Annotated in this window: 13 protein-coding genes; 10 read left to right on the top strand and 3 right to left on the bottom strand. The window is 73.8% G+C overall.

Annotated elements, in window-relative coordinates:
- The first annotated feature begins 1 nt into the window (after position 1).
- The 7 genes from A3Q37_RS07645 (at position 2) to A3Q37_RS07615 (ending at position 7,247) form a co-directional block, all read left to right on the top strand.
- Entirely contained in the window at positions 2 to 1,360 is a 1,359-nt protein-coding gene (locus A3Q37_RS07645; RefSeq protein ID WP_065479613.1) for an O-antigen ligase, read from the top strand.
- The gene (murJ, locus tag A3Q37_RS07640; protein ID WP_065479610.1) at positions 1,357 to 3,069 is read left to right on the top strand and encodes a murein biosynthesis integral membrane protein MurJ; all 1,713 of its coding nucleotides are present in this window, start codon (positions 1,357 to 1,359) and stop codon (positions 3,067 to 3,069) included. The genes A3Q37_RS07645 and murJ overlap by 4 nt, the downstream gene beginning before the upstream one ends.
- Entirely contained in the window at positions 3,059 to 3,871 is an 813-nt protein-coding gene (locus A3Q37_RS07635) for a polysaccharide deacetylase family protein (RefSeq protein ID WP_065479607.1), read from the top strand. Before murJ ends, A3Q37_RS07635 begins: the two co-directional genes overlap by 11 nt.
- Positions 3,868 to 5,004, top strand: a complete 1,137-nt coding sequence (locus tag A3Q37_RS07630) for a glycosyltransferase (RefSeq protein ID WP_065479604.1) — start codon at positions 3,868 to 3,870, stop codon at positions 5,002 to 5,004. Before A3Q37_RS07635 ends, A3Q37_RS07630 begins: the two co-directional genes overlap by 4 nt.
- Positions 5,001 to 5,672 (top strand): lipopolysaccharide biosynthesis protein, encoded by a 672-nt coding sequence (locus tag A3Q37_RS07625; RefSeq protein ID WP_065479601.1) that lies wholly within the window; start codon positions 5,001 to 5,003, stop codon positions 5,670 to 5,672. The genes A3Q37_RS07630 and A3Q37_RS07625 overlap by 4 nt, the downstream gene beginning before the upstream one ends.
- On the top strand, positions 5,669 to 6,817 hold the full coding sequence (locus A3Q37_RS07620; protein WP_065479598.1) for a GNAT family N-acetyltransferase: 1,149 nt from the start codon (positions 5,669 to 5,671) through the stop codon (positions 6,815 to 6,817). Before A3Q37_RS07625 ends, A3Q37_RS07620 begins: the two co-directional genes overlap by 4 nt.
- A 139-nt stretch (positions 6,818 to 6,956) precedes the next feature.
- Positions 6,957 to 7,247: a chaplin gene (locus tag A3Q37_RS07615; RefSeq protein WP_065479595.1), complete on the top strand. Its 291-nt coding sequence runs from the start codon at positions 6,957 to 6,959 to the stop codon at positions 7,245 to 7,247.
- Between the two features lie 67 nt (positions 7,248 to 7,314).
- Here A3Q37_RS07615 and A3Q37_RS07610 read toward each other — a convergent pair whose 3' ends face one another.
- Together A3Q37_RS07610 and A3Q37_RS07605 are read right to left on the bottom strand one after the other, a co-directional pair.
- Positions 7,315 to 8,178 (bottom strand): tyrosinase family protein, encoded by an 864-nt coding sequence (locus A3Q37_RS07610; protein WP_065479593.1) that lies wholly within the window; start codon positions 8,176 to 8,178, stop codon positions 7,315 to 7,317.
- 19 nt (positions 8,179 to 8,197) lie between these two features.
- The gene (locus tag A3Q37_RS07605) at positions 8,198 to 8,674 is read right to left on the bottom strand and encodes a tyrosinase family oxidase copper chaperone (RefSeq protein WP_065479590.1); all 477 of its coding nucleotides are present in this window, start codon (positions 8,672 to 8,674) and stop codon (positions 8,198 to 8,200) included.
- Between the two features lie 232 nt (positions 8,675 to 8,906).
- On the opposite strand from A3Q37_RS07605, the gene A3Q37_RS07600 reads away from it, so the two are divergent.
- The 3 genes from A3Q37_RS07600 to A3Q37_RS07590 all read left to right on the top strand — a co-directional run bounded on the left by A3Q37_RS07600 (position 8,907) and on the right by A3Q37_RS07590 (position 14,265).
- Positions 8,907 to 10,196 carry a cytochrome P450 gene (locus tag A3Q37_RS07600; protein ID WP_065480221.1) on the top strand — a complete coding sequence of 430 codons (1,290 nt, stop codon included), beginning with the start codon at positions 8,907 to 8,909 and terminating at the stop codon, positions 10,194 to 10,196.
- 121 nt (positions 10,197 to 10,317) lie between these two features.
- Positions 10,318 to 11,562, top strand: coding sequence for a glycoside hydrolase family 26 protein (locus A3Q37_RS07595; RefSeq protein WP_065479581.1), 1,245 nt, complete (start codon positions 10,318 to 10,320; stop codon positions 11,560 to 11,562).
- Between the two features lie 237 nt (positions 11,563 to 11,799).
- Positions 11,800 to 14,265 (top strand): SpoIIE family protein phosphatase, encoded by a 2,466-nt coding sequence (locus tag A3Q37_RS07590; RefSeq protein ID WP_065479578.1) that lies wholly within the window; start codon positions 11,800 to 11,802, stop codon positions 14,263 to 14,265.
- Here the strand turns inward: A3Q37_RS07590 and A3Q37_RS07585 are convergent.
- The coding region (locus A3Q37_RS07585) for an ABC transporter ATP-binding protein (protein ID WP_141693550.1) at positions 14,237 to 15,204 on the bottom strand (968 nt) is incomplete at its 5' end. The two genes, A3Q37_RS07590 and A3Q37_RS07585, sit on opposite strands and share 29 nt — an antisense overlap.

Below are 15,204 nucleotides of genomic sequence, written 5' to 3'. Positions count from 1 at the left end.
CATGACCGCTGTCCTCACCCCGCCCGTGCCGTCACCGGCGGCCGCGCCGCGCGCCGTCGCCCGCTCCCCCTGGACCGGCTGGCGCGGACGTTGGCCGCTGCTGCCGCTGGTCGCGACCGTCCTGCTGCCCGCCCTCCCGTACGGGACCTCGGGCGGGGGCGGCCCGGCCGACGTGGCCTCGGGGATCGCCGTGCTGGTGTGCGTGGGGCGGGTGCTGTATCTGCGGCAGCGGCCACTGAGCGCCACCGCGGCGCTGGTGCTGGGGCTGCCCGCGGTGGGCTTCGCGGTGGCCACGGTCACGGCGGCGGACCCGGGGGCGGCCCTGCCGGGGCTCGTCCGCTACCTCCAGGTCTTCGTGCTCGTGCCCGCCACGGTGTTCCTGCTGCTCAGGGACGCGTACGGCTTCCGGGTCGTCGCCGGTTCGCTGGTCCTCCTGGCGGTCGTCCAGGGCGTCACGGGCGTCCATCAGTACGTCACCGGGACCGGCGCCTCGTACATGGGCGAGGACATCCGGGCGGTCGGCACCTTCGGGCCCAGCGACATCATGGGCATGGCGACCGTCGTCGCCTACGGGCTGCTCGCCGCGGCCGCCTGCGCTCTGCGCACGCCCCGGAGCGCCCCGGCCTGGCTGCGGCCGTGCGCCGCCGTTCTCGCTGTCGCGCTGATCGTGCCGCTGACACTGTCGTTCAGCCGGGGCGTGTGGATCGCCACGGCCGCCGCGGTGCTCGTCGCCCTGGCGCTGAGCGGGCGGCGGCAGGCGCTCACCTCGCTGGCCGTGCTGGGCGCGGCGGGCGTGGTGCTGGTCGGCGGGTTCGGCATCGGCTCCGAGATGATCGCGGACCGGGCCGCCAGCGTGACCCGGGTGACCAGCACCCCGGACCGGTCGGTCAGCGACCGGTACGCGATGTGGAGCGCGGCGGGCGCGATGTGGCGCGAGCAGCCGGCCGCCGGGGTCGGTCTCAAGGGCTTCCCCGACCACCGCGACGGGCACGCCTCGATCGGCCTCTCGTCGGGCAGCGACACCGCCGGGGCGGGCCAGGAGTTCCGCCGGCAGGCCCTTCTCTCCCCGCACAACATGTATCTCCTCGTCCTCGGCGAGCAGGGCCTCATCGGACTGACCGCGCTCGTCGGCAGCTGGGCGGCGATCCTGGTCGGCGCGATCCGCCGGCTGTGGCTCGCCCGCTCCCGCGCCCACGCGGCCCTGGACTGCGGTCTGGTGGCGGTCGCCCTGATGACCTGGCAGAGCGTCAACTTCCTGTACGCGGACATCGGCGGGCCCACCACGGTGCTCAGCGGTGTCGTGCTGGGGCTGGCCGCCTGGTGGGCGCTGGCCGAGCCGGACCGGGTGAACGCCGCATGAGCGAGTCCGGTACGGGCACGGAGGCCGAGGCACGTCCGGCTGACGCTGCGGCGGGCCCGCGCCCGCCGCTGCTCCCCGCCCCGGGGGCGGGTCCGGAAGGGCCCGCCGCACCGGAGACGCCGAGCGGTGAGACGCCCCGGCTCGGGGCGTTCCTCGCCCGGGCGGCGGCGGGCACGGCGGTGCTGACCGTGCTGGCGGCCGTCCTCGGTCTGGTGCGGGACCAGGCCATCGCCCGGTACTTCGGGGCGAGCGACGCCAGCGACGCGTTCCTGATCGCCTGGACCGTGCCCGAGATGGCGGCGACGCTGCTGATCGAGGACGGGATGGCACTCCTCCTCGTCCCGGCGTTCAGCCTCGCCCTCACCCGTCGTGCCTCCGGCGGGACAGAGGGAGGCGCCGACCCCGTACGGGAACTGGTGGCGGCCACGCTCCCCCGGCTGTTCCTGCTGCTCTCCGGCGGCGCGGCGCTGCTGATCGCGGGCGCGCCGTGGGTCGTCGGGGTGCTGGCCCCGGGGCTCGCCGATCCCCGGCTCGCGGTGGACTGCACTCGGCTGACCGCGGTCACCGTCCTCACCTTCGGGATCACCGGCTACTTCAGCGCCGCGCTGCGCGCGCACGGCAGCTTCCTGCCGCCCGCCGGGGTCTATGTCGCGTACAACCTCGGCATCATCGGGATGACGCTGGCCCTGCACGCGGTCTGGGGGGTGCGGGCGGCCGCGGCGGGGGTCGCGGTCGGCAGTGCGCTGATGATCCTCACCCAGCTGCCCGTCTTCCTGCGGCTGGTGCCGCTCGCCCGGCCTCGGCTGCCCCGGTTCGGGCGGCTGAGGCGGCGGGCGGCGCGGAGTGCTCCGCTGCTGGGGTTCGCCGTACTGGCCCCGGTGGTCGTGTTCGTGGTGAGCCGTCAGTCCCAGGTGCTGGTGGAACGGTTCCTGGCCTCCACCCTGCCCGTCGGGGCCATCTCGCACCTCAACTACGCGCAGAAGGTCGCGCAGATGCCGATGGTGCTGTCGCTGATGATCTGCACGGTGACCTTCCCGGTCGTCGCACAGGCGATGGCGGCCGGGGAGCACGAGAAGGCCCGGCGGCGGGTCGAGCGGGACCTCGGGCTGGCCGGCCTTGTGGTGCTGCTCGGCACGGCGGTCGTCCTCGGTTACGCGCCCCAGATCGTCGAAGTGCTCTTCCAGCGCGGCGCGTTCGACTCCGCCGACACCGCGTCGACCTCCCAGGTCATGCGGGTCTACGCGCTGGGGCTGCTGGGGCACTGTCTGGTCGGCGCGCTGAGCCGGCCGTTCTTCTCGTCCGGGCGGCCCACCTGGTTCCCGGCGTTCGCGATGGGGACCGGGCTGCTGGTCACCATGGGAGCCGGGTATGCGCTGACGTACCGCTTCGGTGTGGACGGCATCGCGACCGCCAACGCGATCGGGATCAGCTCCACGGCCCTGCTGCTCCTGATGGGCCTCGGCACCCGGGTGGTGCCGATCAGGGCCCGGGACGTGGCGCTCTCGCTGGGCCGGCTCGCCGGGGCGTCGCTGGTGGCGGGCGCGGCGGGCTGGGCGTGCGCCCCGCTCGTCCCCGATCCGGTGCTGAGCCTGGCCGCCGGGTGTCTCCTCGTCCCCGCCGTGTTCTTCCTGACCTGCCTCGCCCTGCGCTCGCCCGAGGTCGTCTCCCTGCTGGCACTCATCCGACGGAGGTTCCTTGATGGCCGCTGAATCCTCGGTACATCGCGCCGATGCTCCCTCGTCCCGGCTCCGCCCGCACACCCGCCGTCAGCCGTGGATCCTCACGTACCACTCGGTGACGGACCCGAGCGACGATCCGTACGGCATCACGGTCTCCCCCGAACGCCTCGACGAGCAGCTGTCCTGGCTGCGCAGCCGGCGGCTGACGGGGGTGGGCGTGTCGGAGCTGCTGCGCGCGGGGGCGGCGGGGCGGCGCGGGCTGGTCGGGCTGACCTTCGACGACGGGTACGCGGACTTCCTCGACGAGGCGCTGCCCGTGCTGCGCAAGCACGGCTTCCGGGCCACGGTGTTCGTGCTGCCGGGCCGCCCGGGCGGGGTCAACGAGTGGGATCCGCTGGGCCCGCGCAAGCCGCTGCTCACCCACGCCGACGTCCGGCGGGTCGCCGCCGCGGGCATGGAGGTCGGCTCGCACGGGCTGTACCACCAGGACCTGACGGGTCTCCGTGACGAGGAGCTGCGGCGCGAGACCACGGAGAGCAGGGCGCTGATCGGCGATCTCACGGGCTCGCTCCCGGAGGGCTTCTGCTACCCGTACGGCTTCCTCGACCGCCGGGTCACGCGGGCCGCGCGCTCGGCGGGCTACGGCTACGCGTGTGCGCTGACGCCCGGTCCGCTGCTCAGCCGGTTCGCCCTGCCCCGTACGCACATCAGCCAGGCGGACCGGGGGGTGCGGCTGTGGGCCAAGGACCTGCGGCACGGGCTGCGGCAGGTGGCGGTGCCCGGTGCGGGCCCGCGGACCGCCGCGCCGGTGCGGGCGGGCGGCCCCCGGTGAGGGCGCTGCACGTCATCACCGGGCTCGGGGTCGGCGGCGCCGAGCGGCAGTTGCGGCTGCTGCTGCGCCATCTGCCGGTGGAGTGCGACGTGGTGACGCTCACCAACCCGGGGGCGGTGGCCGAGGAGCTGCGGTCCGACGGGATCCGGGTGACGCACCTCGGGATGCGCGGCAACCGGGACCTGTCGGCCGTCGGACGCCTCGCCCGGCTGATCCGGGACGGCCGCTACGACCTGGTCCACACGCATCTCTACCGGGCCTGTGTGTACGGCAGGATCGCGGCGCGCCTCGCGGGGACGCGGGCCACCGTGGCGACCGAACACTCCCTGGGGCGGGCCGAGATCGAGGGCCGCCCGCTCACCCGGTCCATCCGCGCCCTCTACCTCTCCACCGAACGCCTCGGCGCGGCGACGGTCGCCGTCTCCTCCACCGTGGCCGGCCGGCTGCGGGACTGGGGGGTGCCCGCCGACCGGATCCGGCTGGTGCCCAACGGCATCGACGCGGACCGGTTCCGCTTCGACGGGGAGCGGCGAGCATCCGTGCGGGCGGCGCTGAGCCTCCCCGAGGACGCGTTCGTGGTCGGCGGGGTCGGCCGGCTGGTGCCGGGCAAGCGGTTCGACGTGCTGATCCGCGCGGTCGCCGCCCTGCCGGAGGCCCGGTTGCTGCTGGCCGGGGACGGGCCGGAGGCCGGGTCGCTGCGGGCGCTGGCCCTGCGCCTGGGCGCGGTAGACAGGATCCGGTTCCTCGGGGAGTGCGACGAGGACGGGGATGGTCCGGTCCCGGGTGTTCCGGCGCTGCTGAGCGCCCTGGACGTCTTCGTCTCCACGTCCCGCGAGGAGTCCTTCGGGCTGGCCGCCGTGGAGGCGCTCGCCGCCGGGCTCCCCGTGCTGCACGACGCCTGCCCCGCCATCGACGACCTGCCCGCCGCCCACGCCCCGGGCGCGACCCGGATCGCCGGGAGCCCCGAGGAGCTGACGGCCCGGCTGCGGCAGCGGATACAGGCCGGCCCGGACCGCCGGCCGCCGCCCCGGGCCGTCGGCCACTACGACATCCGGCGCAGCAGCGAGCGCCTGATGGACGTGTACGCGTACGCCCTCGACACCGCCCCACCGAACCGGAGAGCTCATTCATGACCGACTCACCCGAGCAGCAGCAGCGACGCGTCGGCGTCCGTCGGCTGCGCACCGCCCTCACCCGGCTGCCGCACTGGTGGCCGCTGCCCGTCAGCGTGCTGATCGGCACCGCGTCCGGGCTCTCGTACGGCGCGCTCGCCACCCCGCAGTACGAGGCCACCAGTTATGCGATGGCGGTCGCGGAAGGGGAGACGGACCCCGCGGCGGCGCTGGGGTACGCCCAGTCGTACGGGCGGCTGACGACGAGCGACGCGACCCTCTCGTACGCGCAGGGCGCGGCGGGCGAGCCGCTGCGCGAACTGCGGTCCCACGTCACGTCGGAGACCTCCCCCGACTCGCCGATGATCGCCGTCACGGGCACTTCCTCGGACCGTCACAAGGCGGCCGACATCGCCAACGCGGTCATCGAAGCCGTCATCGTGAGCAGCGGTCATGTCTCCAAGGACACCGGGGTCAAGCTGATCAAGTTCACCCATGCGATGACGCCGGACCAGCCGGTCTCGCCGTCGGTGCCGCTGGGGGCCGCCGTGGGGGCGGCGGCGGGCGGTCTCCTGGGCGGTCTCGTCCTGCTGGTGCGGCCGCGCCGGGAAGGCTGGAGCGTCTCGGCCCAGGTGCCCGGTCCGGCGGCCGGGGGCGTCGCCCAGGACGAGCGGGAGCTGGTCCGATGACGGCGCACCGGGCCGGCGGCCTGGCCGTGACCCTGTGCCGGGACTTCGGGGAGTTCGGCGCGCTCGCCGGTGAGTGGGACGCGCTGCACCGCCGCTGTGCCACGCCCACCCCGTTCCAGAGCCATGCCTGGCTGCACTCGTGGTGGATCTCGTACGGTCAGGAGGGTCGGCTGCGGGTGCTGCTGGTCCGCCGGGCGGGGCGGCTGATCGGGGCGGCGCCGCTGATGCTGGTGCACCGTCCGATGCCGCTGCTGGTCCCGATGGGCGGGGCCGTCTCCGACTTCTTCGACATCCTCCTGGACCAGGAGGAGGCCGGGTACGCGGTGGGGGCGCTGGGGCGCGGTCTGGACCGGGCGGCCCGGCACACCGTGGTGGATCTGCGGGAGGTCCGGCCGGACGCGTCGGCGCAGTTGCTGTTCGGGCGGTGGCCGGGGGCCCGGAGCCGGCTCACGGACTCGACGTGCATGGAGCTGCCGGCCGAGCCACTGGACGACCGCGTGGCCAGGCTGACGGGCTCGCGGGGCCAGCGGCTGCGCTCCAAGCTGCGCAAGGTCGACGCCCTGGGCATCGAGGCGCACCGGATTCCGCAGGACCGGGTACCGGCCGCGATCGGCACGCTGCTGCGGCTGCACGAGCGGCAGTGGGAGGGCCGGACGGTCAACCCCGAGCATCTGCGGGCGCGGTTCTCGGACCATCTGATCCGGTCGGTGGGGCGGATGGTCGGGGACGGCACGGCGGCCATGACCGAGTTCCGGCTGAACGGCGAGGTGGTGGCGTCCAACCTGTCGTTGCAGTCCGGGCGGTTGACGGGCGGCTATCTGTACGGTGCGGATCCGGCGCTGCGCGAACGGAAAGTCGATGTGTCGACGATGCTGCTGCGCGAGGTGGCCCAGCAGGCCTCGGACGGCGGGCGCACGGTGCTGAGCCTGCTGCGCGGCGCGGAGAGCTACAAGAACCACTGGGGGCCGGTGCCGGTGGTCAATCAGCGGCTGCTGCTGGCCCGTTCGGGTCTGGAGCCGCTGCTGCGGCTGCGCGAGTCGCAGGTCGCGGTGCGGGAGCGGGCGGTGGAGACCGTGAAGGCACGGTTCCCGGCGGCGCGGGACTGGCACGAACGGCTGTCGGGGCTGCCCGTGATCGGACGCTGACACGCCGGGCGTACGCCGGACGGCGGCGTCGGAGATATCCACTATGCACAGATCCGTTACCGTCCGGCGTCTTTCGCGTTGTCAGGGGGTGTGGGCCTCGTGTCCGCAGCACAACCCCCTTCTTTACAAGGAGTTCTCCATGTCTCGTATGACGAAGGTCGCCGCTGTCATGGCCGGCACCGGCGCCCTGATCGCCGGCGGCGCCGGCCTGGCGTCCGCCGACGCCGGTGCGCAGGGCATCGCCGCCGGCTCCCCCGGGGTCGGTTCGGGCAACGCCGTCCAGGTTCCCGTGCACGTCCCGGTGAACGTCTGCGGCAACACGATCAACGTGATCGGCCTGCTGAACCCGGCCTTCGGCAACACCTGCGCCAACGTCTCCGAGGGCCACGACGACAACGGCGGCGACGGGGACTACGGCTACGGCCGCTGATCTCCCGCGGTTCCGGAACGGCCGGCTCCCTCCTTGCGGAGGGGGCCGGCCGTTCCGCCGTCCGGCCTCAGGCGTAGCGGTAGGTCTTGCTGTGGTCGAGGAGTTTTCTCGGAGTCACGCCCCAGGGGGGCATCGCCTCGTCGAGGCCGAAGACGTAGTCGCGGTCCGGGCCGGGTGAGGCGGGTTTGCGGCCCGGCAGGTAGGCGGACTTGGGATGGGCCTTGCGCCAGCGGTCCCAGAGCAGGTCGATGAAGGAGTGGTGGAGCCAGAACACCGGGTCCTCGGGGGAGGCCGCGCCCGCCATCGGCCCGCCGACCCACTGGTGGACCCGGTTGTGCAGGCCGACCGTGCGCACGTCCCGGATGCCCCATCCCTCGACGCGGTTGCGGAAGCCCTCGGTGCTGATGCTGTTCCAGGGCGCGGTGTCGTAGACGGGGTCCTTCATGGCCCGCGCCACGTCGTTCTTGGTGGGCAGGGAGACCGGGTCGCTGCCCGGCCTGCCGAAGTTGCGGGTGAGGTAATGCTCGTCGGTGACGCCCCTGCCGACGCTCCAGTTGCCCGCCGCGTAGGCGAACGGTCCGGTGGTGACCCGGCGGTCGCCGGGCCTGCCGTTGCCGCCGAGGAAGTCCTCCGCCCAGAGCGAGGACGTCGTCCTGTTGTCCTGGGTCCAGTCCCAGTAGGGGACGCTGACGCCGGCGTCGACGCGCTGGAGCGCCTTCTCGAACTCCAGCAGGTACTGGCGGTGCCAGGGGAAGAACGAGGACGTCATGTGCGCCGGGCGCGGCCGGCGTTCGGTGTCCATGACGTAGTACTCCCGGTGCATGACGACGAAGTCGTCGTAGCGGCCCGAGCGCTTCAGTTTCAGGATCGCGTCGATGAGCCGGCGCTTCTCGGTGCGCGTGAGATCGCGCTGGTTCTTGCGGGTGTACACCGGTGCTGGTCCTCCTGGTTCACATGCGGTGCGCGGCGGGCGGGGCGAGTCGGGCGGAGCCGAGTTCGTCGACGGCGGCCCGGGCCGTCTCGCGCAGCGTCGGATACGACTCGTAGTGGCGGACGTCGCTCAGATAGGTGCCGTCCGCCCGCCTCATGACGTGCAGCGGCCGGCCGTCGATGCGGATCTCGGTGACCGGTTCGGCGGCGACGGCGGCCCGGTCGTCGGCCGGGGCGCCCGCGGGGACGACGACGGTCGCCGTCCCCCGGATCTCCCGGCCCCGGTACATCTCGACGAACTCCTCCGTCGTGGCGCGGGATCCGAAGCCGGGCCCGGGCGCCGGTGCGGGCCGGTCCGCGGCGGCCGGGTCGCGGTCGAGCAGCGGCAGCAGGGCGCCGGCGGTGCCCGTGACCACGGCGGCGGTGAAGGCTCCGCGCAGGACGGTCCGGCGGGAGGGAATGCGGGTGCCGCCCGGTTTCGCGGGGGTGGGGCTCATGAGATGACTACCTGCCTCTCGTTAACTCGTCCGAGGTGCTTCTGATGGCGATGTTGACAACGAGGCGGTGGCGAAACAGTTCTCGTGCGTGCGGCGTACGGCGCACACGCGGCGGTCGCGTTCCGGCAAACGCGTGAGGGTGCGGGGCGATCGGCGGCGACAGGCCGCGTCGCGGGGGCTCCCGTGACCGGTGGACCGGACCATGGCCTGGCGAACCGTGGAGGTGGTGGGCATGACCGTTCCGTATCAGCCGTCCGGGGACCGTGCGCTGCGCGCGGCGGACGTCGATCTGGCCGACCCGGCGTTCTGGCGGCTGCCGCGCCCCGAGCGGCTCGGGGCCTTCGCGCTGCTGCGGGAGCTGGACGCACCGGTGCTGTTCACGCCCCGGCCCGGTACGGCGCGTACGGCCGGAAAGCCGTTCTACGCCCTGGTGCGCCATGCCGATGTGCGGACCGCGAGCCGTACGCCCGGGGTGTTCGCGAGCGCTCCCGGGGTCACCACTCCGGAGCCGGCCGGCTGGGCGAAGGCGCTGTTCGGGAACTCGATGGTCAACATGGACGGGGCCGAGCACGCGGCGCTGCGCCGGATCATCTCGCGGCGGTTCACCCCGCGGCTGCTGGCGGGCGTCGAGGAGAACGTCGACCGGCTCGCCGGGCGGCTGGTGGACGAGCTGATCGCCGAGCGGCCCCGGGACTTCGTGCCGTCGGCGGCCTCGCGGCTGCCGCTGGAGGTGATCTGCGACCTGATGGGCATCCCGAAGGCGTACCGGGCGCGGATCGCCGAGCAGATCGACCACGCGTCGGAGCATGTCGGCGTCGCGCGGCGGGGCCGGGCCCGGCTGCGGATCCCCGGGCGGGGGCTGGCGTCCCTGGCCCGGATGCAGTGGGTCATGGGGCGGCTCGCCGCCGAGCGCCGCCGTCGCCCCGGGGACGACCTCGTCTCGGCGCTCGTGTGTGCGGACATCGACGGCGAGGCGCTGTCGGGGCGGCAGCTGGGCGCCTTCTTCTCGCTGCTGCTGGTCGCCGGGGTGGAGACCACCCGCAACGCCATCGCGCACGGGCTGTTCCTGCTCGACCGGAATCCGGAGCAGCGGGAGCTGCTGCGGTCCGACTTCGACCGGTACATCGGCGGGGCGGTCGACGAGATCGTGCGCCATTCGACGCCGATCATCCAGTTCCGCAGGACCGTCACCGCGGAATTCGCGCTGGGTGGCCGAACATTCCTCCCGGGCGAGAAAGTCGCACTCATTTACGCGTCCGCCAATCGCGACGAGACGGTTTTCACCCATCCGGATCGCTTCGACATCACCCGCTCGCCCAATCCCCATCTGGGATACGGCGGCGGGGGGCCGCACCACTGTCTGGGAGCGCATCTGGCCCGGCTCGAAATGACGGCTCTGTTCCGGGAACTGATCGACCGGCGTCCCGTCATGCGGGATCTCGGGGACCCGGGGCTGGTGGATTCGAATTTCGACAACCGCGTCGGATCGCTGCCGTTCACGTTCGGCCCCACATTCACCTGAACGGCACGTCCGCAACGCCGAATACGATAAATGGACTCCTGCGCATGCCCCCGGTGCACGATGATGCGACTCTCTCCCTATCGGCCGAAACGGCCGGAATTCACCGCAGCCAGGAGGAACAATGCCGGCCAAGCGCCGTCTCATCGTTTCGTGCATCGCGGCGCTTGCTCTCAGCCTCCTGGCGGGTGGCGGTATCGCGGGCCAGTCGTCTCCGGGCACCGACTCCGTCGACGGCGCGGCCCCCGGCGGGCTCAGGGCGGGCAGCGGTACGGCGCACGGCGCGTATCTGGACTACGGGCCCGCCGGGGTCAGCCGGATGGCCGAGTTCTCGCGCTGGCTCGGCGGGGCGGAGCTGCGGGTGGGGCACACGTATCTGCCGGGCGATCTGTGGGTGAACATCGAGGGCTCCCCCGATTTCCTCGACGCCTGGGCGGAGTGGAGGCGGGCGGATCCGGACCGGATGTTCGTCCTGAACGTACCGATGCTGGAGCGCAACGAGGAGCGGGTCCCGGACGGTGAGGTCCGCAGGCTGCTCCGGGCGGGTGCGGCGGGCGACCACGACCAGCACTTCACGCGGCTCGCGGAACGCCTGGTGGAGCTGGGCGTGCCGGACACCGTGATCGTGCTCGGCTGGGAGATGAACGGCACGACGTACACGCACCGGTGCGGCCCCGATCCCACGTCCTGGAAGGCGTACTGGGAGCGGATCGTCACGGCGATGCGTGCGGTGCCCGGTCAGGAGTTCCGCTTCGACTTCACGCCGAGCCGGGGCCGGGACGCGGTGCCGTGGACCGAGTGCTACCCGGGTGACGACGTCGTCGACATCATCGGGATGGACTCCTACGACCAGCCTCCCGGTGAGACCTTCGACGACCAGATCACCGACCCGTACGGGCTCCAGAAGCACGTCGACTTCGCCGCGGAGCGCGGCAAGCCCATCTCGTTCCCGGAGTGGGGGCTCTTCCGCAACGGCGACAACCCCGAGTACATGCGGCGGATGCTGGAGTGGATCGACCGGCACGAACCGCTCTACCAGACGGTCACGGACTACTGCCCGCACGGTGTCTGGCAGTGCAGGAGCAATCCGCGGTCCTCGCAGGTGTTCCGGACGATGATGACGGAGATGGCCGCGCCCACCGAGCCCTCCCCCAGCCCGACACCGACCCCCTCGCCGACGCCGACGCCCACGGATCCGGCCCCGTCCCCGACGCTCACGCCTCCCTCGGAGCCGTCGCCGCCGGTGGCGCCCACGTCCCCGGCGCCCGGAGCCGAGCCGCCGCCGACCCGCAGGTGGTGCGTCACCGTGCCGTTCGCCGAGTGGCTGGGCGCGTGGCTGCGGGAGCGTGAGATCTGCTTCCGCTTCTGACCCCGGGCATGGAAACGGCTCCGGCCCTCGGGTCGGGGGCCGGAGCCGTCCACCCACACGGGTCCAGCGCGGGGGCAGGGGGACGAGCAACCGCTTGTCACCCCACCAACGCGGGCGCGTCCCGCTCCGTCACGCCGCCGAACGGGGGACGGCTCGCGCGCGGACCGCGCACGCCGCACCGGGCGCGGTCCGGGGCGACGCGCGACCATGGAAACCTACAGAGGGTGGTGAGGTGCAATGGCATCCGCCGATGAGGGCTTCCCGGCGGAGTCCGGCCCGCTGCCCTCCGGGGGCGGGCCGGGGCCGGCGCGGACGGACGACGACGCGGCCGCGGTGATCACCGGGGACGGCACGGTCATCGGCTGGACCCGCGGGGCCGAGGCGCTGCTCGGGTATCCGGCGGCCGAGGTGGTCGGCCGGTCCGCCGCCCGCCTGCTGACCGGCCCGCCGGACCCCCGCCGGACGGCCGCCGTGGCGGCGCGCTGCCGGACCGGGTCGGCGTGGAGCGGGCTGGTCCCGCTGCGGGGCCGGGACGGGCGGTCCCTGGACATCGACGTACGGGTCACCGCCTCGTTCCAGATCGCCGGGCAGGAGGTCTTCCTGGTGTCCGGACGTGAGCTCACCCCGCACTGGACGATGAGCGGGTCCGTGCTGGACGACTTCATGGCCCGGTCCCCGGTCGGGATGGCGGTGCTCGACCCCGGCCTGCGCTATCTCTGGCTCAACGACACCCTGGAGCGGTTCGGCGGCGTACCGCGGGAGCAGCGTCTGGGGCGCCGGCCCGCCGATGTGCTGCCCAGTGCGCTGGCGGCGCCCATCGAGCGGCTGATGCGGCAGGTCCTGTCGACGGGCGAGGCGGTCACGGATTACGAGTACCTGGGCTGGAGCTGGGCCGATCCGCACCGCCGACGGGCGTACGCCAGCTCGTTCTTTCCGCTGGCCGACGCCCAGGACCGGCGGATCGGCATCGGTTACATGGTCCGCGACGTCACCGACCGGTGGAACGCGCGGCGGCTGCTCGCGCTGGTCAACGAGGCCGGGGCGAGTATCGGCTCCACCCTGGACGTACAGCGTACGGCGCAGGAACTCGCCGACTTCGCGGTGCCCCGGTTCGCGGACTTCGTCTTCGTCGACCTGCTGGAGACCCCGTTCGGCGGTGACCGGCCCGGGTCGGCCACCCCGGCCGAGGGCGAGCGGCCGGCGATGCGCCGCGCGGGCATGAGCTCGGTGCGGGAGGGCTGCCCGGAGGCGGTCGTCCAGGTCGGGGAGGCGGTGGACTTCGTGCCGCCGCCGCACGACGCGCACTTCCTGCTGGCCGGCGCCCCGGTTCTGCTGCCGGTGCTCGACCCGGACAGCCACGGGTGGATGACGGAGCACCCGGCGCGGGCCGACCGGATCCGGGAGTTCGGGCTGCACTCGCTGATCTCCGTACCGATGCGGGCCCGCGACACCGTGCTGGGGCTGACCACCTTCATGCGGTCGCAGAACCCGGTGCCGTTCGACGAGGACGATGTGGCGCCCGCCCGGGAGCTGGTGGCGCGGGCCGCCGTGTGCGTGGACAACGCCCGCCGCTACACCCGGGAGCACACCGCGGCGCTGGTGCTCCAGCGGAGCCTGCTGCCGCAGACGCTGCGGGGCGGGACGGCGCTGGACGTGGCGTGGTCGTACCTTCCGGCGGACGCGAAGGACGGGGTCGGCGGGGACTGGTTCGACGTGATCCCGCTGTCCGGGGCCCGGGTCGGCCTGGTCATCGGCGATGTCGTCGGGCACGGCATCGGGGCCGCCGCGACCATGGGCCGGCTGCGTACCGCCGTACAGACGCTGGCCGACATGGACCTCCCGCCGGACGAGTTGCTGGCCCGCCTGGACGATCTCGTCCTGCGGCTCAGCGAGGAGGAACGCGCGGGGGGTCCGGCGGAGCGGGGCGGCTCGACGGTGGTGGGGGCGACCTGCCTGTACGCCGTCTACGACCCGACGAGCGGCTGCTGCACGATGGCGCGGGCGGGCCACCCCCCGCCGGTGGTCGTCACCCCCGACGGGGCGGTCACCTTCCCCGACCTGCCCTCCGGGCCGCCGCTCGGACTCGGCGGGCTGCCCTTCGAGTCGCTGGAGATGGTCCTGCCCGAGGGGAGCCTCCTCGGTCTCTACACCGACGGGCTCATCGAGGGGACCGACATGGACGTCGAGAGCGGCATGGAACGGCTGGGCCGTGAGGTGTCCCGGGGCGGGCTGCCGCTGGAGGATCTGTGTCCGGCGGTGGTCAAGGAACTGCTGCCCGTCCCGCAGCCGGACGACATCGCGCTGCTCCTCGCCCGGACGCATGTCCTGAGCCCGGAGCACCTGGTGTCGTGGGACGTCCCCGTGGATCCGGCGGCGGTCGGGGAGACCCGGGCGAAGGTCTCCCGCCAGCTGGAGGTGTGGGGGCTGGAGGAGCTGTCGATGACGACGGAGCTGATCGTCAGCGAGCTGGTGACCAACGCGATCCGGTACGCCTCCGGGCCGGTGCGGCTGCGGCTGCTGTTCCAGTCGGCGCTGACCTGCGAGGTGTCCGACGCGAGCAACACCTCGCCGCGGCTGCGGCACGCGAGGACGACGGACGAGGGAGGGCGGGGTCTGTTCCTCGTCGCGCAGCTCGCGCATCGGTGGGGCACGCGGTACACGCCCCGGGGGAAGATCATCTGGGCGGAGCAGCCGATTCCCTGAGCACCGCGTCCGGCGTCTGCTCGTGGGCGAAGAGGCGGGTGAGCAGGCCGTCGGCCCGGATCAGCTCGTCCCAGGTGCCCTCCTCGACGATGCGCCCGCCGTCCAGGACGGCGATCTGGTCGGCCCTGCGGACGGTGGCCGGGCGGTGGGCGATCACCAGGGTCGCCCGGGTGGCGGAGTCGGCCGCGAGCGCCCGGGCGAGTTCCGCGTCGCCCCGGTGGTCCAGATGGGCGGTCGTCTCGTCCAGGACGAGGACACGTGGTCCGCTCAGCAGTCCCCGGGCCAGGGCCACCCGGGCGCGCTGGCCGCCGGAGAGGGTCGCGCCGCGCTCGCCGACGGCGGTGTCGAGACCGTCGGGCAGGGCGTCGGCGACGGTGTCGATCCCGCAGATCCGGGCCACCGCGTCCAGCTGGTCCGCCGTCGCTTCGGGGGCACCCAGACGGAGGTTCTCGGCGAGCGTGCCGTGGAAGAGCGGGGCCTCCTGCCCCACCACGGACACGGCGGCGCGCAGGTCGTCCTCGGCGAGGTCCCGCAGGTCGACGGGGTGGTCCGGGGCGGTGGGCACGAGTTCCACGGTGCCTTCGGCCGGGTCCCAGTAGCGGGCCAGGAGGTGGGCGCAGGTCGACTTGCCGGCCCCGGACGCGCCGACGAGGGCCACGGTCTCACCCGGCCGGACGGTGAGGTCGACGCCGTCCAGCACGGCTTCTCCCCCGTAGCCGAACCGTACGCCGCGCAGCCGCAGGCCGAGAGGCCCCGGGGGTACGGGGCGGGGTTCGGCGGAGGCGGGGGCCCCGGCGGGGGCGTGCACGGCGGCCCGGACCCGGGCCGCGGCGGCGCGCAGACCACCCGCCCGGCCGAGCGCCGCTGCGGATTCGGCGACCGGGGCCAGGGCGCCCAGGGCGAGGGCCATGGCGGCCGGGGCCCAGGCCCCGTCGAGGC

Origin of the sequence: Streptomyces sp. PTY087I2 (assembly GCF_001687325.1) — a bacterium.
Lineage (GTDB): Bacteria > Actinomycetota > Actinomycetes > Streptomycetales > Streptomycetaceae > Streptomyces.
This window is presented reverse-complemented; position numbering and strand designations above follow the sequence as displayed.

Excerpts from the sequence above, each read along its gene's own strand:
- A3Q37_RS07590 (WP_065479578.1), top strand. The coding sequence starts at position 11,800 with ATGGCATCCGCCGATGAGGGCTTCCCGGCGGAGTCCGGCCCGCTGCCC.
- A3Q37_RS07605 (WP_065479590.1), bottom strand. The coding sequence starts at position 8,674 with ATGAGCCCCACCCCCGCGAAACCGGGCGGCACCCGCATTCCCTCCCGC.
- A3Q37_RS07615 (WP_065479595.1), top strand. The coding sequence starts at position 6,957 with ATGTCTCGTATGACGAAGGTCGCCGCTGTCATGGCCGGCACCGGCGCC.
- A3Q37_RS07620 (WP_065479598.1), top strand. The coding sequence starts at position 5,669 with ATGACGGCGCACCGGGCCGGCGGCCTGGCCGTGACCCTGTGCCGGGAC.
- A3Q37_RS07635 (WP_065479607.1), top strand. The coding sequence starts at position 3,059 with ATGGCCGCTGAATCCTCGGTACATCGCGCCGATGCTCCCTCGTCCCGG.
- A3Q37_RS07600 (WP_065480221.1), top strand. The coding sequence starts at position 8,907 with ATGACCGTTCCGTATCAGCCGTCCGGGGACCGTGCGCTGCGCGCGGCG.
- A3Q37_RS07595 (WP_065479581.1), top strand. The coding sequence starts at position 10,318 with ATGCCGGCCAAGCGCCGTCTCATCGTTTCGTGCATCGCGGCGCTTGCT.
- A3Q37_RS07645 (WP_065479613.1), top strand. The coding sequence starts at position 2 with ATGACCGCTGTCCTCACCCCGCCCGTGCCGTCACCGGCGGCCGCGCCG.
- A3Q37_RS07625 (WP_065479601.1), top strand. The coding sequence starts at position 5,001 with ATGACCGACTCACCCGAGCAGCAGCAGCGACGCGTCGGCGTCCGTCGG.
- murJ (WP_065479610.1), top strand. The coding sequence starts at position 1,357 with ATGAGCGAGTCCGGTACGGGCACGGAGGCCGAGGCACGTCCGGCTGAC.